Origin of the sequence: Acinetobacter sp. 5862, from assembly GCF_024494585.1 — a bacterium.
Classification (GTDB): domain Bacteria; phylum Pseudomonadota; class Gammaproteobacteria; order Pseudomonadales; family Moraxellaceae; genus Acinetobacter.
The window spans coordinates 1-18,437 of record NZ_JANHGP010000004.1 but is presented as its reverse complement, the minus strand read 5'-3'; the positions used below and the strand labels follow the sequence as shown (position 1 = coordinate 18,437).

Annotated in this window: 19 protein-coding genes; 9 read left to right on the top strand and 10 right to left on the bottom strand. The window is 40.3% G+C overall.

The features are described from left to right. Window positions 1-403 precede the first annotated feature (403 nt). The 3 genes from NO346_RS00220 to NO346_RS00210 all read right to left on the bottom strand — a co-directional run bounded on the left by NO346_RS00220 (window position 404) and on the right by NO346_RS00210 (window position 2,483). Window positions 404-1,525, bottom strand: a complete 1,122-nt coding sequence (locus NO346_RS00220) for a 5-(carboxyamino)imidazole ribonucleotide synthase (protein ID WP_256413839.1) — start codon at window positions 1,523-1,525, stop codon at window positions 404-406. An 11-nt stretch (window positions 1,526-1,536) separates the two neighbouring features. Next, complete coding sequence (gene purE / locus NO346_RS00215) at window positions 1,537-2,049, bottom strand: 5-(carboxyamino)imidazole ribonucleotide mutase (RefSeq protein WP_004660511.1); 513 nt, start codon at window positions 2,047-2,049, stop codon at window positions 1,537-1,539. 134 nt (window positions 2,050-2,183) lie between these two features. Then, window positions 2,184-2,483 (bottom strand): DMT family protein, encoded by a 300-nt coding sequence (locus tag NO346_RS00210; RefSeq protein WP_249571318.1) that lies wholly within the window; start codon window positions 2,481-2,483, stop codon window positions 2,184-2,186. Window positions 2,484-2,748: 265 nt separating this feature from the next. On the opposite strand from NO346_RS00210, the gene mpl reads away from it, so the two are divergent. Continuing rightward, the gene (gene mpl / locus NO346_RS00205) at window positions 2,749-4,110 is read left to right on the top strand and encodes a UDP-N-acetylmuramate:L-alanyl-gamma-D-glutamyl-meso-diaminopimelate ligase (protein WP_256413838.1); all 1,362 of its coding nucleotides are present in this window, start codon (window positions 2,749-2,751) and stop codon (window positions 4,108-4,110) included. Between the two features lie 263 nt (window positions 4,111-4,373). Here mpl and NO346_RS00200 read toward each other — a convergent pair whose 3' ends face one another. The 4 genes from NO346_RS00200 to NO346_RS00185 are packed head-to-tail and all read right to left on the bottom strand — an operon-like array spanning window position 4,374 to window position 8,195. Beyond that, complete coding sequence (locus NO346_RS00200; RefSeq protein WP_256413837.1) at window positions 4,374-5,117, bottom strand: SDR family oxidoreductase; 744 nt, start codon at window positions 5,115-5,117, stop codon at window positions 4,374-4,376. A 16-nt stretch (window positions 5,118-5,133) separates the two neighbouring features. Beyond that, the gene (locus tag NO346_RS00195; protein ID WP_087537317.1) at window positions 5,134-5,832 is read right to left on the bottom strand and encodes a histidine phosphatase family protein; all 699 of its coding nucleotides are present in this window, start codon (window positions 5,830-5,832) and stop codon (window positions 5,134-5,136) included. Then, window positions 5,829-6,950, bottom strand: a complete 1,122-nt coding sequence (locus NO346_RS00190) for a phosphotransferase family protein (protein WP_087545546.1) — start codon at window positions 6,948-6,950, stop codon at window positions 5,829-5,831. The genes NO346_RS00195 and NO346_RS00190 overlap by 4 nt, the downstream gene beginning before the upstream one ends. Window positions 6,951-6,965: 15 nt before the next feature. Further along, window positions 6,966-8,195: an acyl-CoA dehydrogenase family protein gene (locus NO346_RS00185; RefSeq protein ID WP_256413844.1), complete on the bottom strand. Its 1,230-nt coding sequence runs from the start codon at window positions 8,193-8,195 to the stop codon at window positions 6,966-6,968. Between the two features lie 106 nt (window positions 8,196-8,301). Here NO346_RS00185 and NO346_RS00180 point away from each other — a divergent pair, with 106 nt between their 5' ends. From NO346_RS00180 to NO346_RS00165, 4 genes are all read left to right on the top strand, one after another. Beyond that, complete coding sequence (locus NO346_RS00180) at window positions 8,302-9,234, top strand: LysR family transcriptional regulator (protein WP_256413836.1); 933 nt, start codon at window positions 8,302-8,304, stop codon at window positions 9,232-9,234. Window positions 9,235-9,522: 288 nt separating this feature from the next. Next, a complete protein-coding gene (locus NO346_RS00175; RefSeq protein WP_256413835.1) occupies window positions 9,523-10,479 on the top strand; it encodes a TerC family protein in 957 nt (318 codons plus the stop codon). 191 nt (window positions 10,480-10,670) lie between these two features. Next, window positions 10,671-11,060, top strand: a complete 390-nt coding sequence (locus tag NO346_RS00170; protein ID WP_256413834.1) for a hypothetical protein — start codon at window positions 10,671-10,673, stop codon at window positions 11,058-11,060. A 20-nt stretch (window positions 11,061-11,080) separates the two neighbouring features. Beyond that, complete coding sequence (locus NO346_RS00165) at window positions 11,081-12,241, top strand: glutathionylspermidine synthase family protein (protein ID WP_256413833.1); 1,161 nt, start codon at window positions 11,081-11,083, stop codon at window positions 12,239-12,241. A 61-nt stretch (window positions 12,242-12,302) separates the two neighbouring features. Here the strand turns inward: NO346_RS00165 and NO346_RS00160 are convergent, their stop codons facing one another. Next, window positions 12,303-12,776, bottom strand: a complete 474-nt coding sequence (locus NO346_RS00160; RefSeq protein ID WP_256413832.1) for a hypothetical protein — start codon at window positions 12,774-12,776, stop codon at window positions 12,303-12,305. A gap of 186 nt (window positions 12,777-12,962) precedes the next feature. On the opposite strand from NO346_RS00160, the gene guaD reads away from it, so the two are divergent. From guaD to NO346_RS00145, 3 genes are all read left to right on the top strand, one after another. Further along, complete coding sequence (gene guaD, locus NO346_RS00155; RefSeq protein WP_256413831.1) at window positions 12,963-14,279, top strand: guanine deaminase; 1,317 nt, start codon at window positions 12,963-12,965, stop codon at window positions 14,277-14,279. Window positions 14,280-14,503: 224 nt separating this feature from the next. Beyond that, window positions 14,504-15,031 (top strand): hypoxanthine phosphoribosyltransferase, encoded by a 528-nt coding sequence (gene hpt / locus NO346_RS00150; RefSeq protein WP_087547923.1) that lies wholly within the window; start codon window positions 14,504-14,506, stop codon window positions 15,029-15,031. 172 nt (window positions 15,032-15,203) lie between these two features. Then, entirely contained in the window at window positions 15,204-15,455 is a 252-nt protein-coding gene (locus NO346_RS00145) for a GlsB/YeaQ/YmgE family stress response membrane protein (protein WP_004660536.1), read from the top strand. 58 nt (window positions 15,456-15,513) lie between these two features. On the opposite strand, the gene NO346_RS00140 is transcribed toward NO346_RS00145, so the two are convergent. After that, window positions 15,514-16,212, bottom strand: coding sequence for a DsbC family protein (locus NO346_RS00140; protein ID WP_256413829.1), 699 nt, complete (start codon window positions 16,210-16,212; stop codon window positions 15,514-15,516). 444 nt (window positions 16,213-16,656) lie between these two features. Between NO346_RS00140 and NO346_RS00135 the strand changes: the two genes are divergently transcribed. Continuing rightward, complete coding sequence (locus tag NO346_RS00135; RefSeq protein ID WP_256413828.1) at window positions 16,657-17,838, top strand: PilT/PilU family type 4a pilus ATPase; 1,182 nt, start codon at window positions 16,657-16,659, stop codon at window positions 17,836-17,838. A 73-nt stretch (window positions 17,839-17,911) separates the two neighbouring features. On the opposite strand, the gene NO346_RS00130 is transcribed toward NO346_RS00135, so the two are convergent. Next, on the bottom strand, window positions 17,912-18,247 hold the full coding sequence (locus NO346_RS00130) for a hypothetical protein (RefSeq protein ID WP_256413827.1): 336 nt from the start codon (window positions 18,245-18,247) through the stop codon (window positions 17,912-17,914). Between the last annotated feature and the right edge of the window lie 190 nt (window positions 18,248-18,437).

The window sequence follows — 18,437 nt, the reverse complement described above, 5'->3', positions numbered from 1 at the left end:
CTTCATATCAACCATGTTTTTGAATTCAAAAATAGATAGTTCATTTAAATTCATTCCAATTTACTAAAACAGCTCAAACCCACACACTATTCCTTACATTTCATAAAATTAAAATCAAAATAGATATCCACAGTCTCAAAATTTAAATTCAAAACACAGCAACACCTTTGGTTTTAAATTTAAAAAATGCATATTTTTGAATTTAAACCACAACACTCAACAACCCAGCATAATTTAAATTCAAATTTTTCATACTATTTTAAATTCAAAAGCCCAGCTTAAAGTTATCCACAGCACTCCAAAAATGGTATCGCGCATTTTTTAAATTTAAAACTTTAAATTCAAAAAATCATACGCAATAAAAAAGCGATCCAAAGATCGCTTTTAGATAATGTGGATAAGTTTAGAGATTCATATCATCTGTCAGTGCTAATGGAACTGGTAAAATCTGAGCTAATTGGCGGCATAATACGGTCAATTCATCACTATTGTTCGGCATCAAAGTAATATGACCAAGCTTACGACCAGCACGCTCAGACTTATTATAAAGATGTAAATGCGCACCTTTCAGTGCTAAAACATCTTCTGATTTCGGGTGTTGACCAATGATATTGATCATCACTGTTGGACGCACAACATCGGTTGCTCCTAGCGGCAAGCCTGCTACTGCACGGATATGATTTTCAAACTGCGAGCAAATCGCACCTTCAATCGACCAATGTCCTGAATTATGAACACGACATGCCATTTCATTGGCATAAAGCCCTTGTTCAGTCACGAATAATTCAAGTGTAAGTACACCCACATAATTAAGATGATTCAACAACCGAGTAATATAGTCTTGTGCAACTGGTTGTAAATCTGTGCTATTTGGTGCAGGAACGATTGAGTGTGACAATATGCCATTGTGATGATGGTTTTCAGCAAGTGCCCAAGTTTTGACATCACCATCTTGACCACGCACCGCAATAATCGATACTTCACGGCTAAATTTCACAAAACTTTCTGCAATCAAGCTTTTGGCAGGCCCTAATTCAGCCCAAGCTGTATCAATTTGATCTTCAGAACGTAATACGAACTGACCTTTACCATCGTAGCCGCCTGTTACAGTTTTTAATACGATAGGTAATCCAAGTTCAGCCACGGCTTGTTTTAAGCTCTCTAGGCTATCCACAGCACGATACGGTGCAACTGGAATACCGAGTTCATCAAACAAACTTTTTTCTGCCAAGCGATTTTGTGCTGTCGCCAAAGCAAGGCGAGGAGGGTGCAGTGTTTTGGTTTGGGTCAAAACATCTACATCAGCAACAGGCGTATTTTCAAATTCAAGACTGAATACATCGGCACTTGCGATGAAATCTTGTAGCGCTTGTGGATTTTTACTTGAAAATACAGGACCTAAAATAGCTGCTGGGCAGTCTGTTTCGGCTTCGAAAAAGCTACATTGAATATTGAGTGGTAAAGCTGCTTGCGCCATCATACGCCCAAGCTGTCCACCACCAAAAATACCGATGGTTTTATTCATGATTGGCCCCGTTATACTTGACCAGGAATGTTATTGTTCGATACTTTTTCGGTTTGAGCTGTGCGGAAATCAGCCACATTTTTAGCAATATCTGGGCGGGTTAAACCTAGAATTTGCGCTGCAAGAATTGCCGCATTGGTTGCACCTGCCTGACCAATCGCTAAAGTCCCAACAGCAATACCCGCTGGCATTTGTACAATCGAAAGCAATGAGTCAACGCCATTTAAAATTGAAGATTTAACAGGCACGCCAAGCACAGGTAAATCAGTTTTAGCAGCACACATCCCAGGTAAATGCGCCGCGCCACCCGCACCTGCAATAATCACCTGAATACCACGATCACGTGCTGTTTCAGCATATTCAAATAAACGATCTGGCGTACGGTGCGCAGAAACCACCTCAGCTTCAAAAGGAACACCCAATTGTTTGAGCATATTAGCGGTATGTTCAAGTGTTGCCCAATCTGATTGAGAACCCATGATAATTCCGACTAAAGGTTGGCTATCTGTTGCGACCGCATTCATTGGCTTTTCCAAAACATGATAAAAATAGGGAAATGTCTCGACTTACGCCAAGCACAAAGGAATAAATTAGCAAATATTATAGCGGTTTTTTCAGGCATCCCCAACTAAAGAACATTAGGGCAGTAGCCGAAAAATTAGCTCTGGTTACGGAACACAAAATAGACACAGCCCATTAAGCAAAACATCGCCCAGACATAATCCAACTTGAATGGTTGTTTAAACAGAAAAATCATAAAGGGCACAAACACAATCAGCGTAACAACTTCTTGGGTGATTTTCATTTCGCCCAAACTCCAACCCTGTTGATTTAATAGTTTAGTTGCAGGAATCATAAAACTATATTCCAATAGAGCAATCAACCAACTAAACAAAATCGCTTGCCAAAGCGGCGCATTGTGTAAAATTTTCAGATGCCCATACCACGCCATCGTCATAAAACAGTTAGAAATGATCAACAAACATAATGCTAAAAGTGTAGGGCTCAATCGGATGTCCTTTTATAAAAATAAGGGCTGAATCATTTGCATTTGAATACATTAGAATAACGTTAAAATCACTCAATTTTAAGTTAATAACAACAACGAATTTTGACTATCTTTTCAATGTCAGCCTTGCTATCGTTGCGATTGATTTTTATTGATAACGACAATCATACACACGAGATTAGTGCTGTATGTAAAGCAGTGGAGAAGGCGCATTATGCATCTGCATATTTTAGGTATTTGTGGCACATTTATGGGGTCTTTGGCTCTGTTAGCACGAGATTTAGGACATAAAGTCACAGGTTCAGATGCCAATGTTTATCCACCCATGTCGACTCAACTGGAAAATGCAGGTATTGAATTGATGCAGGGCTATGACCGTAGCCATTTACAACCGCATCCTGATCTTGTGATCGTCGGCAATGCCATGAAACGTGGTATTGATGCGATTGAATACATGTTAAATGAAGGCCTGCCTTATATTTCTGGCCCACAGTTTTTGGCAGACCATGTCTTGCAAGGCAAACATGTACTCGGTGTCGCAGGGACACATGGCAAAACAACTACTACAACCATGTTGGCTTGGGTGCTGGATCAGGCAGGTTTAAACCCTGGCTTTTTGATTGGTGGCGTACCACTGGGTTTTAGCGAAAGCGCACGTTTAGGTGGTGGAAAATATTTCTGTGTAGAAGCCGATGAGTATGATTCTGCCTTCTTCGATAAGCGTTCTAAGTTCGTTCACTATCATCCAAAAACTGCGATTTTAAATAACCTTGAATTTGATCATGCCGACATCTTTGATGACCTCGCTGCCATTCAAAAACAGTTTCACCATTTAGTGCGTACTATTCCAAGTGAAGGTCGTATTATTGCGCCGATTACTGAAACCAATCTTGATGAAGTGCTAGAACAGGGCTGCTGGACGCCTGTGGTTCGTACCAGTCTTGAGCCAAATGACCAAGCTGCTTTATCTGCGGAGCTGATCAGTGCTGATGGCAGTCATTTTAACGTGCTTGAACACGGTCAAGTGATTGGTGAAGTGAAATGGAACATGACAGGGCAACACAGTGTTGCCAATGCTTTAGCCACCATTGCCGCAGCTCAGCATGTCGGTGTAACGATTGAACAAGCCTGTGAAGCTTTATCCAACTTCGGTGGGGTAAAACGCCGTATGGAGCTGTTAGGTACGGTGCGTGGTATCGAAGTCTATGATGACTTTGCCCATCATCCAACCGCAATTGAAACCACGCTGGACGGCGCACGTAAGCGTCTAGGCGAACGTAAACTGTGGGCAATCATTGAGCCACGCTCTAACACCATGCGTATGGGCAGCCATAAAGATGGTTTGGCACATTCAGCACGTTTAGCCGATGAAGTGATCTGGTATCAACCAGAAGGCTTGGACTGGGATTTACAGCCTGTGATTGCCGCTTCATCAAACAAGGCCGAAGTCAGCCGTTCGCTGGATGAGATCATTGCCCGTGTGGTGAATGAAGCAGGTGAGGGCGATGCTGTGGTGATCATGTCCAATGGTGGTTTTGGTGGATTACACCAAAAGTTGATTACGGCTTTGTCGTAATCTAGCCTATAGCACACTTTCATAATTCAATCTTGTCACGGTATTTATTTACTACGGTGACAGGCGGCATGGATGCCGCCCGTTGAGCAGGGGTTACATGGACGTACCCTCTGCTCAACAAAGGATTTTTGTTACCTTGCGGAGTAAACTCCTCACCCATGAAAAGTAAGGAAATGCCTATACAAAAACAATTAAACCTATTCAGTCTATATGAGGCTGTGCAGCCTTTTCCAAATGAAACATATCCAATCCATTTATTGTAATTAACTCAATTTATTTACCAGTTTTAAAGGCAAAATCTTCATTGCTATCCCCATTGGCAACCACGGCCACTGCGGAACATAAGCCTTTACTGATTCCTTCTCAATGGCTTTCACCAACGCCTTGCAACCTGTCTTTTCATCCACTTCAAACGGTAGTTTTTTCGCACCCTCATTCATTTCAGTACGAATATAACCAGGGAAAATGGTTGAAACTTTAATTGGCGTATCCAACAACTCTGCACGAATGCCTTCCGCTAAATGTGCCACTGCTGCTTTACTCGCAGCATAGGTCGACAAATGCTTCGGTAAACCGCGCATTGCACTCATTGAGGAGATCACCACCAAATGACCTTTATTTTGCGCTCTAAAGATTTCAACCGCGGCTTCACATTGCGCCAATGCCGAAATAAAATTGGTTTCAGCCGTAGCGCGGTTTACATCAAAATGACCCTTACCGATACGGCGACCTTCACCCACACCTGCATTGACAATAATTCGGTCAATCGTTCCAAATTCTTGCTGAAAGGCTTTAAAAACCGTAAACACATCATCGTAATGGGTCACATCAAGGGTTTTAATCTTAACCTGAATCGAAAACTGGCTTTGTAGCTCCTGTTTGAGTGTTTCCAAACGTTCCAGCCGCCGTGCACACAACGCAAGATTATAGCCTTTGGCAGCAAATTCACGCGCCATACCTGCGCCCAAACCCGAGCTTGCCCCTGTAATTAAAATGGTCTTTGCCATGCCTGCCACCTATTTTTTAAATCCATGTTAAAAGTTCAGCATCACGTATTTTTAAATAATGATGCTCATTAAAGCTCAGTAATTGCAAACGTCCATCTGTCCAACGCAGTGTGGTAATACTGGCATTGGCAATCGACCAATTTAGCGCAAAGATCTGCTTTGCATTCAAACCTAATACTTTACCTACCGCCACAGAAATCACGCCACCAGAACTAAATACGACGGCTTGACGATGCTTGGTCATATCAATACTTTCGCAAAGCGATTGCAATGCTTGCTCAACACGTGATTGAAAGCCTAACCATGTTTCATGATATTCATGGTCATATTGCGCTCCAATCCAGCGGTCTATTGCACCATCAAAGATTTTGGCCAGATAAGCACGTGGATTGGCCATCAATTCAACATCCTGTTTCAGCAATTCAGGCTGATTAAAATGCGGTTCATATTGAGCAAAGACATGCTGATGATCAAACTCATTCCACGCCGATTCGGTTTGAATGGATGCATTATGGAAACTTTGCGATAAAGCGAGTTGTGCCGTCTGCTGATGACGTTGCATTGAACCTGCAACCACTAAAGGCGTTTGTTTTAGGGTTTGTTTAAAAAAATCACCCACAACCTGTGCCTGTTGTTCACCTTTAGCTGAAAGCTGATCGTAGCTCGCTGCACCAAACGACGCTTGCCCATGCCGCACCAAATAAATTGTGCTCATCGTTTTAAAATATCCTGTAGTTTTGCAGCATATTCAGGAATCAATGGACGTGCTTCAGTATTGTTTTGCGCAATCAGTTTTAAGGCCCGAATATGTAAGGCATGAATCAAAATCCAAAAATCCTTAAAGGCGGGATTATCAGTTTGCTGATGGTAATAACGATAATAAATCTGTTGCGCAATCACGGCTAAACGGAACAAACCAAACACTTCATAAAAGGCCCAATTCGTTGGTTGCAAACCTGTTTTTTCCAGATAGTAATCCACCACCTGTTGACGTGTCAGCATACCTTTTAAATTGGTCGGTTGACGGCGGCTTGATTTCATCAGCGCATCATCATCCTCTTGAATCCAGTAGGCAAGGGCGCTGCCCAAATCCATCAATGGATCACCGAGTGTTGCCATTTCCCAATCCAGCACACCAATCACTTTTGTAGGTTGTTGTGGATCTAAAATGACATTATCAAAACGCCAGTCATTATGAATCACGCAAGTTTTAGCATCGGCAGGGATATGTTCCAACAACCACTCACGCACAAAAGCAAAATCAGGTACATTTGGCGTGAGTGCTTTGCTATAACGTGCATCCCAACCTTCGACTTGACGGCGACAATAACCTTCACCTTTGCCCAGTTGTTCCAATTCTGTACCTTGATACGGCACTTGATGCAACTCAATCAGCTTATCCAGCACATTCAAACACAGTTGCTGAACCTGTTGCTCATCTAACTGTAATTCTTTGGGTAGGTTGGCACGTGGAATAATGCCTTCAATCCGTTTCATCACATAGAAATCACAGCCAATTACGCTCTCGTCCTGACACAGTGCCATCATTTCGGGCAGGACAGGGTAGAACGGCGCAAGATGCTTCTGCACATTGTATTCACGTTCCATATCATGTGCTGATTTGGCTTTGGTGCCTTTCGGTGGACGGCGTAAAATTAGATCTGCATTGTCATATTGCAGGCGATAAGTCCAATTCGATGCACCCCCCGAATATTGGGTGACTTGTGCCTGTCCTTGTAGATTTATACCTTGGTCTTTTAACCACGTTTCCACTGCGGAAATATCCAGTTCTTCGCCATGCCGAACCTGACCACCCACATCAATCACTGCCATTTTCTTATATCCTTATCAACGACCATAGCCACGTTTTTTGAGTTCTAGTTTAGCAATCATGCCCTTATGTACTTCGTCTGGTCCATCAGCTAAACGTAAACTGCGTGCTTGATTAAAGAATGCAGTCAGTGGTGTATCACGTGACACACCTTCGCCGCCATGAATCTGAATCGCCATATCCACCACATTTTGCAATACGGTTGGTGCAACCACTTTGATTGCAGAAATTTCGGTGAGTGCCGCCATATTACCTAAAGTGTCCATCTTGTAAGCCGCATACAGCGTTAATAAACGGGCTTGGTCGATTTGCACACGGGCTTCTGCCACACGTTCTAAATTCCCACCCAACTTTAATAATTCTTTGCCAAATGCTTTACGGGACATGCCACGATCAATCATCAACTCTAAGGCTTTTTCAGCTGCGCCAATACAACGCATACAATGATGAATTCGTCCAGGCCCTAAACGCCCTTGAGCGATTTCAAAACCTTGCCCAGCGCCGCCAATAAAGCTGCTGACGGGTACACGCACATTGTCAAAACTGACCTGTCCATGCCCATGCGGCGCATCGTAATCACCAAACACAGGCAACATTCTTTCAATCGTCACGCCTTGCGTTTCAATCGGTACTAAGACCATCGAATGTTGATGATGACGGTCTTTACTCTCGTCAGGGGTATAAGCCATGAAGATAATCACTTTGGCATTAGGATCACCCAAGCCCGATGACCACCATTTACGCCCATTCAGGACGATTTCATCACCATCAATCACTGCCGTGGCTTGCATATTAGTGGCATCACTGGAAGCCACGGCGGGTTCAGTCATACAGAACACTGAACGGATTTCCCCTGCAAGCAAAGGTTGCAACCATTGCTGTTTTTGTGCCTCGCTACCATAGCGCCATAACACTTCCATATTGCCGCTATCAGGTGCATTACAGTTAAATACGGTGGGTGCAAGTAAGCTACGTCCAGTCAGTTCGGCAATATGCGCATATTCCTGAACCGATAAACCAGCACCCAATTCCGCATCGGGCAAAAACATATTCCATAAGCCAGCCGCTTTAGCCTTATCTTTCAATTGTTGTAATTGTTCAGGCCACTGCCACTTGGTCCAGTCACCATCCACATTGCGATGATGGACGTCATCCCAAAATACCTTTTCGATCGGTTCAATTTCTTGTTGGATAAAGGCTTTGGTTCGTGCAATAAAATCCTGTGCGCGTTCAGACAATCCAAACATCATCATTTCCCTCAAAGTAAAAATTTGGCGAAGCTTGATTCGCTGCTTTACATCACCATAAGCGAAAATTTATTATGAATGAAATGATTTTATTTTATTCAAAACTATGAATCAAATTCATAATACTAGCCCATTGGAAGTGGCTCACTTTCATCGTATTGATATTAATTTATATCCGCTGTTTATTGCGATTTTTGAACAAAAGAGCATTTCTAAAGCTGCCCAATTGTTGTGTATCAGCCAATCTGCTGTCAGTCATGCTTTACAACGTTTACGTGTACAACTTAAAGATGAGCTGTTTGTGCGTAGTGGGCAAAAAATGCTGCCTACGCCTTATGCTGAGCAGATTTATCAGCCGATTCAAATGGCTTTATTGAGTATTCAAAAAATCGCTATGCCTCAGCAAGATTTTAGGCCGAGCATGCTACAAAGTATAAAAATCGCGATTCATGATGAAATCGAACCCATTATTTTTCCTCAATTGGTCAATCACTTTGCCAAGCAAAATCTCAATATCCAGTTTTTTAGTTCTAAACTTGATCGTAAAAATATGTTGGCTGATTTGTCAGCACAACAAATCGATTTTGTGATTGACTTAGTACAACCGTATCAAGCTCATTTACAGTTTGAAAACCTGATTGAAGATTATTTTGTGGTCTGCACACAGCAAACTAAAATGAATTTATCGCTCTATTTATCATCACCGCATATTGGTGTGTCATCACGGCGTACGGGGTTATTATTGGAAGATATTTATCTTAATCGGCAACAATTGTCTCGGCAAATTTTTCTACGCTGCCAGCACTATTCAACAGCTTTACAGGTCTTAGCGCAGCACCCAAATGCAATACTGACTATCCCTCAAAGTATTCTAAAACATCTACACTATTCAAAAGATTTACAGATTCATGCACTTCCGATTGAATTACCCAAAATCAATATGGGTATGTATTGGCATGAGCACGTAAAACACAATCCTCGACATCAATTTTTACGCACAGAGATTTTGAAAATTTTTAATCCTGACCTAATTTGCTGAAGATTTGCACATTTGCTAAAAATGTGTAATTCTATACACACATTTGGATGTCACCATCCATACAGAATTCGTTTGACAAGGGGAGTAGCCTCCTCCAAACCTAGGTAGTATAGTTAAAATACTTAGGTGTCAGAGCTTCGTCATTACACTTTGCAAAAAGTCGGACTCTGAGCATCGCAATCGATTTGTGATGTAGGCAAGACCTTGATCATGTTGAAACAGATGTATTTATTCATCTGGCAACTGGTCAAGGTTTTTTTATGCCCAGTTGCTAGATAGGGAGTTGTGATGGAAACTATCGGTAATCTATGGCTGTATGTCGTATTCTTCGGCCTTGTCACAGTCATGCTTTTGGTCGATTTTTTAGGCTTTAAACAAAAACAAAACCAAGATGTTCCAATCAAGCAAGCGGCTTACTGGAGTATTGCTTGGGTCACTGTAGCAGTGCTATTTGGTGGGGGCTTGTGGCTCTATCTACAGCAAACAGTAGGACTCACCCTTGCGAATCAAAAAACCATGGAATACTTCGCAGGTTATCTACTGGAAAAATCACTGGCAATTGATAACGTCTTCGTTTGGCTGATGATCTTCGCAGCTTTTGCAATTCCACCTGCATTGCAACGTAAAATCCTACTCTACGGCGTACTCGGCGCAATTGTCTTAAGAACCATTTTTATCTTTATTGGGGCTTGGTTCGTACAAGAATTTTCTTGGGTACTTTATATTTTCGGTGCATTCCTTGTTTATACAGGTTTTAAATTCCTGAAAGGTCAAGACGAAGAAACCAATATTGAAGATATTAAATTACTGAAATGGTTACGCAAACACATGCGTATTACCCCTCAACTTGAAGGTAATAAATTTTTCGTCCGTCAAAATGGCGTGTTATGGGCAACACCTTTATTTTTAGTTTTAATCTTAGTTGAAGCATCTGATGTTATTTTCGCGGTTGACTCTATTCCTGCAATTTTCGCTGTAACCAGTGACCCGTTCATTGTATTAACAGCGAACTTAATGGCGATTTTGGGTTTACGTGCAATGTTCTTCCTGTTGGCTGGTGCCGCAACCAAACTGCATTACCTACCGTATGGTCTGGGCATTATCTTACTGTTCATCGGTGCAAAAATGTTGTTGCTTGATGTGTTCCATATGCCAATCTGGATTTCATTGGGCTTTATCGTACTGGTACTCAGTATCACTGCTTATCTATCATTACGTCATAATAAAAAGCAGTTGCAATCTTAATTAGTTAAATTCAGGCATTTGATAAATTCAGGTGCCTGAACAATTAAATCATAAAAATAGACTGTACATTAAAAAAACAGATCAATATCATATGGCGGCTTAAAGCTTTTATCTTTCCTAATCAGAAACATAATAAAACAAGGGCTGTTCACATCAATGTCGATCAGGTCAATTAAAATGAGTGGGGTCTCATGCGTTCTAAAAAAATTAATCTTGTGGTGGTGCCATTGCTACTCACTGCATGTAGCCACAATGATGGACCTCTAGTACAAGATGTTTATAACAATCAATATGATTGTGCAACAGACTGGAATACTGAAACTTGTGAAGAAGAAAATAGCTCAGGGGGTGGAAGTTCTACTGCTGGCGTTCGTTATTATGGTGGTTTTGGTTCTGGGCGTTATTTAGGACCGCAATATTATCAACATAATCGTGAAGTCTCTTTTAAAGGCAACACCTTGAGACCACATACCAATCTCAGTGTGGGACAACCTTCAATTTCAACCACTGCAAAACGCTCTTCTGTATCATCACCTATTCGTGGCGGTTTCGGTCGTGGCGGCTCATCATTTGGCGGCTAATTAAAAGACTGAAACTCAAGATGAAAAGAAAAATATTAACCCCCCGCACAGACTGGCAACTTGAGCACCAAAAGATTGGTTTTGACTACTTTAATTTACCCTCACTGGATGGCTCAATTTACTGGTCAGAAGGAATTGCCTACGAATTTACACTGAAGCAAATTGAGCAGCTTGAAGATGCAGCTAATGAACTGCATCAAATGTGTTTAGCTGTGACAAGTGATTTGATTCAACGCGGTAATTATCCTGATTATTTCCAGATTCCAGTTGCTGCAATTCCACAAATCGAGCAGTCTTGGCGACAAAATGCGCCGATGCTGTATGGACGCTTTGACTTTGCCTATGATGGGCGCAATATCAAAATGCTGGAATACAATGCTGATACTCCCACAGGACTGTTAGAGGCATCAGTAGCACAATGGCTATGGATCGAACAAGTATCTGGGATTTCGAATCGAGATCAGTTTAACAGTATTCACGAGGACTTGATTAAGCGTTGGCGAACCATTCTACCGCGAGGAAGTCACGTGCATTTCGCAGCCTGTCAAGAAGCAGGGCGAGAGGATTGGGGCAATCTAGAATATTTAATGGATACCGCCTTTCAGGCACATCTACAGGTCTCTGAACTCTCAATGGAAAATATTGGCTGGAATGGACAATGTTTTGTTGATCTAAATAATCGACCGATTCAAAACCTATTCAAGTTATATCCTTGGGAATGGATTTGGGAAGAATCATTCTCTCAATATCTGAGTCCGCAATCGAATTGGATCGAACCATGTTGGAAAATGCTGCTCTCTAATAAAGCAATTTTAGTGGAGCTTTGGAAACGCTATCCAAATCACCCTCTTTTGGTCGAGACTCATCATTTTAATCCCCAGCAAAAATTCTCTGGCAAATGGGTGAAAAAACCGATCTTAGCAAGGGAAGGGGCGAATATTCGAGTGTTGCAAGATGGTCAGGATCAGGGCGCTGCTTCTGGTAGTTTCTATTTTGATGACTATGATAAATATGGCTATGTGGTACAAAAATGGGTAGAGACTCCATTGTTTGCTGGTCAGTTACCCACGCTGGGTTTATGGATGGTGGGACATCAGTGTGCAGGCATGTCGATTCGTGAAGACTGTTATGACATTATTGGCAATGATGCCCATTTTGCCGCGCATTATTTTATAGAGTAAATCTAGATAACAATCATCAATCGGTCAGGATTTAATGACATACATCCTGACCGTATCAAGTTTAAATCGTATGATCTTTCACCCGTTTCATATAAGACACTAAGCGAGTGAAAAATAAAACTTGCAGAAAAATGGTAAAAGCCGAAACACACCATTCGTACCACATTTCAAATGCGGTTTGCGCTAAACCAAAATATTGATAAACTCCCAATAAAACTAGCCCAAAAACAATGCCAAACACAGTATTTTGCATCAGAATAGGAAAGGACAACGCCGTGACCCGATTTAAGAAATGGACACCTTGATCAGCACCATTGGCTTGATAAGTCCGTTGAATCCCAATCAGCATAATCAGTAGGGTCAATGCAGCTTCAATCCCAATCACTCGAATATCAGAATAAGGCGAATACATACCGTAATAGTACACAGCACTCACGACCAATGCCGCTGCGAGATAATAGTTTTTATAATGTTGTTTACTTAGAGTATCTTCAGCCAACTCATGCGCTAAAGCTTTGGTATTCCAATAATACATGTGTATTTTTCTCAAGAAGTATCATTATTGCTGACAATTTACGTATTTACACCGAAAAGTAAAGTGAATTGATCCAATCAATTACTCATACCTCGCTCGGCTTTCTATACTTAAATTAGACGAATAATCCAGTAAAACGAGCAAAATCGAGTACAATCAATCGAAAAAATAAATTAGTAGGTTGTTATGACTTTGGCTACTCCCATCACTGTTATTCGTGGTCGCTTCTTAGATATTCAAAAAACTGTTGCTCAAGCAAATCAAATTGCAGATCAAGTCCGTTATCTCGAAGATGGTGTCCTCATCACGGAACAAGGCAAAATTCGCTGGTTTGGGACATGGGAAGATGCTCAAGACCATCTACCAATCAATATTGAAATTCAGCATTATCCAGAGCAACTGATCATCCCAGGCATGATCGATACGCATATTCACTTCCCACAAACGGAAATGGTCGGTGCTTACGGCGAACAACTTTTGAGCTGGTTAAACACTTATACGTTCCCAACTGAAATCCAGTTTAAAGACAAAGCTTATGCGAGCGAGATCGCCAAGTTTTTTGTGAATGAACTGCTTAAAAATGGCACAACCACTGCACTGGTATTTTGTACGGTTCATCCTGAATCAGTAGATGCTTTATTTGAAGCCGCAGAACAGCATCAGATGCGCCTAATTGCGGGCAAGGTGATGATGGACCGTCATGCACCAGAAGCCCTGTGTGATAGCGCAGAGAGCAGCTATGACGACTCTAAGGCACTCATTGAGAAGTGGCATGGTCAAGGTCGTGCGTTATATGCCATCACACCACGCTTTGCTCCAACCTCTACACCTGAACAACTTGAAAGAGCAGGGCAACTCAAAGCTGAATATCCTGATGTGTATGTACATACACATCTAAGCGAAAATAAAGATGAAATTGCATGGGTTAAAGATTTATTTCCTGAACAAAAAGGCTATCTGGATGTCTATCATCATTATGGCTTAACGGGTCAGCGTTCTGTATTTGCTCACTGCGTTCATTTAGAAGATGCTGAATGGCAATGTATGCATGAGACCGACTCTGCAATTGCGTTCTGTCCAACCTCAAATTTATTTTTGGGTAGTGGTTTATTTCCGCTGAACAAAACATGGCAGCAGCAAGTTAAAGTTGGATTGGGAACTGACGTTGGGGCAGGAACCTCTTTCAGTTTATTACAAACGGTCAATGAGGCTTACAAAGTTCAACAGCTTCAGGGTGACAAATTATCAGCTTACGAATCGCTGTATCATGCGACCTTAGGTGGCGCAAAAGCGTTAGACTTAGATGACAAGCTAGGCAATTTCAACGTCGGTAAAGAAGCCGATTTTGTGGTGTTAAATATTAAACCAACCGCACTGCAACAATTACGTCAGTCACGTTCCAAATCACTTGAAGATAGTCTATTTGCATTATTTACCATGGGGGATGATCGAAATGTCGAGGCAACCTATATCTATGGACAAAAAGCCTATAGCCAAAGCTAAAGTTTTGAATAAACGAAAAATTGGGTGGATATTATTAGCCATGGGCGGTGCTGTGCTACTGAGACGTGACAGCCATCAGCCGAAAAATGATACATTTTCTGCACCATCAAAAGGTGCATGAATAGTGATTTTGTTTTAAAATTCGCATATTCACTCAAGATTTCGAGGTGTTGCAGGTCAACACCTTTTTTATTTCCCATTTTTTACGTTTTAGGAATCTGCCAATGACCATTGCAATGCGAATTATGATTTCCAGTGAAGAGATTCAAGCCAAAGTCAAAGAACTCGGTGAGAAAATCAATGCACACTATGCTCAAAGTGACAAGGAACTGGTATTGATTGGTTTACTGCGTGGCTCAGTCATTTTTATGGCAGATTTATGCCGTTCAATCGAAAAACCGCATGAACTCGACTTTATGACCGTTTCAAGCTATGGCGGTGGCACAGTTTCAAGCCGTGATGTCAAAATCCTGAAAGATCTTGATGGTGAGATTCACGGTAAAGATGTGCTTGTTGTTGAAGATATTATTGATTCAGGGAATACCTTGAGCAAAGTCGTTGAAATGCTCAAAACACGTAATCCAAACTCAATTGAACTTTGTACTTTGGTGAGCAAACCTTCACGCCGTGAGATTGATTTAGAAGTAAAATTCTTAGGTTTTGAAGTCGAAGATCGCTTTATTGTCGGTTACGGTTTAGATTTCGATCAAAAGTATCGTCACTTACCATTTATCGGTGAAATCGGTCTTTGATCAATTATAAAGGCGCTTTAAAGCGCCTTTTTTATTCTAGCTTGTTAATCAAAGCACGATAAAGATTGCACAAAAATACGACATAACTCAGTAATCCACTACAGACAGAGTTAGGCTAAATCGAGCAGGATAGTAACAAACAAATACGATGGTAAAACAAGGAGAAAAGGTCATGTGGTCTCTCATTGTAGCGATTGTGGTCGGTTTTTTTGCAGGTTTAATTGCCCGTGCGTTGCATCCTGGTGAAGATAAAGCAGGATTTATTGTTACCACCTTATTAGGGATTGCAGGTTCATTATTAGCAACCTATGGCGGTCGCTTACTTGGATTATATGGTGAAAACTCAGCGGCTGGCTTTATTGCATCGGTCATTGGTGCCATTATTATTTTGTTCATCTACAACTTGGTCACCAAGAAAAGTTAGAACAAAATAAATTAAAAATGCCCAAATCATTTTATTACAATGCATTGGGCATTTTTATTTATAACCCGAGTTCTTTCCAAATCATCCGAATGTCTTCAGCACTCCGCCCGCCAACCATTTTCAGACCATTCCCGAATATCAGCGTTGGCGTTCCTTCTATACCTAATTTTTTCCCTAATTCCAGATTGCGATCAATCGGATTAGTACAAGTTTTTTCTTTAGGCTGTACATTCTTCTGCAATAAGTTTTTCCACGCATAAGCTTGGTTAGGATCACACCAAATCGATTTTGAGACCGCAATCGATTGTGCTTTTAGTGGGTAGATAAACGTATAAATGGTGACATCATTGAGCTTATCCAGTTCAGCTTCTAATTTCTTACAATAGGGGCAATTCGGATCTGAAAAAATAGCGAGCTGCTGTTTACCATTGCCCTTTACCGTTTTTATTGCATCTTTTAAAGGTAATTGTTTCCAGTCAATTGAATTTTGCTTTAGAACCAAGTCCTTGGTCAGATTCTTTTGATCTTTTAAACGAACCATCGAACCAATAAACATATGTTGGGCATTTTCATCCAAATAAATAATCTGATTGTCTAAATTGGCACTATATAGTCCTGTCATTTCTGTTGCTTGAATATTGCTCACATGGATATTAGGATATTGCTGATTTAAATTATTTTTTAGGGTTTCCACATTTGCAAAACTTAGCACAGACAAGCCACTCAATAATGAAAATATCCCAATTCTTCTAAACATGACAGATACTCAATTTAAAAATCAGCACTATTCTAATCAAGCTTGATCCGATAAACCGCCTAGCTTACCGAGTAACAACCAAAACCCAACCAAGCACTGCGATGTTTCACGTGGAACATCCGATTTTTTAAGGGTAGATTCACATCACAGATAAAAAGACTATTTTTGGTAAAAAGATGACAAAAATTCTCACACTATATTGATATTTATGCCATAAATTAAAATCAAACTAGATCGTTTGGTTTATTTTTGGAATAATTAAAGCACAATCAGCAAGGCAACTTTTGTAATCTCGTTCAGCGTGAATGAAAAGCCATGAAATGACTTACAGAACTTTTGAAACTTCATTTTAAAGAAACAAGGATATGTTTTCCTTTGCATGATTAGTTTTAACTTCACACTATCTGACTCAATCTAGTCTTGTCTTAAAATTTAGGTACATCCATGTATAATGCGGAATTATTAGAAGAAGCCAAAACGTTTATGTTTCATATGTTGACCAAAGTGGTTGAATATGGCGGCTCAGATTTATTCATTACAGCAGACTTTCCACCGAGTATTAAACTCCAAGGTTTAATGCGTCCTTTAGGTCAGCAAACTTTAACCCCAGAAAAAACTAAGCTATTTGCATATAGCTTAATGAATGAAAAGCAACGCCAAGAATTTGAAAATGAATGGGAATGTAATTTCGCAATTAATATTCCAGAAGTATCACGCTTTCGTGTCAATGTATTTAAGCAACAACTACAAATCGGCATGGTTATCCGAACCATTACGTCAGAAATCCCAACCTTCCAAAAGCTCAAACTCCCAGAATCATTGAAAAATGTCATGATGGAAAAACGTGGCTTAGTATTAGTCGTAGGAAGTACGGGGTCAGGTAAATCAACCTCATTAGCGGCAATGATTGATTATCGTAATGAAAATTCGGCGGGGCATATTATTACTGTTGAAGACCCCGTGGAATATGTCCATAAGCATAAGAAGTCAATGATTACCCACCGAGAAGTAGGTGTAGATTGCCATACTTGGCACCATGCCTTAAAAAATACATTGCGTCAGGCACCTGATGTGATTTTGATTGGTGAAATCCGTGATACTGAAACCATGGAACATGCCATTGCTTTTGCTGAAACTGGGCATTTATGTTTAGGAACTTTACATGCCAACAACGCCAATCAAGCATTAGATCGGATCATGAACTTCTTTCCAGATGAACGCCGTAATCAATTGCTGATGGATCTTTCATCTAATATGAAAGCGATTATTTCTCAACGCTTGGTCCGTACTCAAGATGGTCAAGGTCGTCGTGCAGCCGTAGAGATTCTACTGAATACACCATTAATTGCAGAAAATATCTTAAAAGGTCAATTTCATAATCTTAAAGAAATTATGACCAAGTCTCGTGAATTAGGTATGCAAACTTTTGATCAGGCCTTGTTTGATTTGTATAACGAAGGCGCAATTAGTTATGATGAAGCGTTACGTAATGCTGATTCCTTGAATGAGTTACGCTTACAAATCAAGCTAAAAAGTACTCGTCAAGAAGGAGTTCCAGCTAGTGCAGCAACTTCTTTAAATATGCTGAAAGAAGACTCTGAAGAGCAAGAAATGCAAGGCATTTAAACAAAAAAACAGCCTAAATAATAGGAATTATTTAGGCTGTTTTTTTAAAATCTAAAGATTTATATTCAATATTTTAGGAATCAATTGAAAATTTCTTCTTTAAAGCATGCCAATAACGAATCATTTTATTCTTAAAATTTATGATAGTTGCTTTAAAACCAACTTCTTTTTTCGGCTGGTGCTTTAATCTCTCTTGTAAAAGTTTTTCTTTTTCCTGAATTTCAGCAAGTTTACGTTCTTTTGCTTGTTGTTGTTCTTTAACCTTATCAGCTACAGTCTGACCTGTACCTTTGCAAGGTTTGGATTGGAATATAACAGATCCATTCTCTTTACATTGATAAATCTCTGTTTTCGCATAAATAAATGTCGAAAACATACAAAAAAACACAGTCAAAATAAAATAGTTCACGGTATATAACCTAATATTCATTTTAGAATTTAATCATTTTATCATTACCAATTTTAAAATATATTAATTTATATTCACAAGATAAATTAAAGCTATATAAGCATAAGCAAAATAATAGACTTCCGTCATAAATCAAAAAACGTACAATTTATTTGATCTTAAATTAATCAGCAAAATTATTTAATTCAAG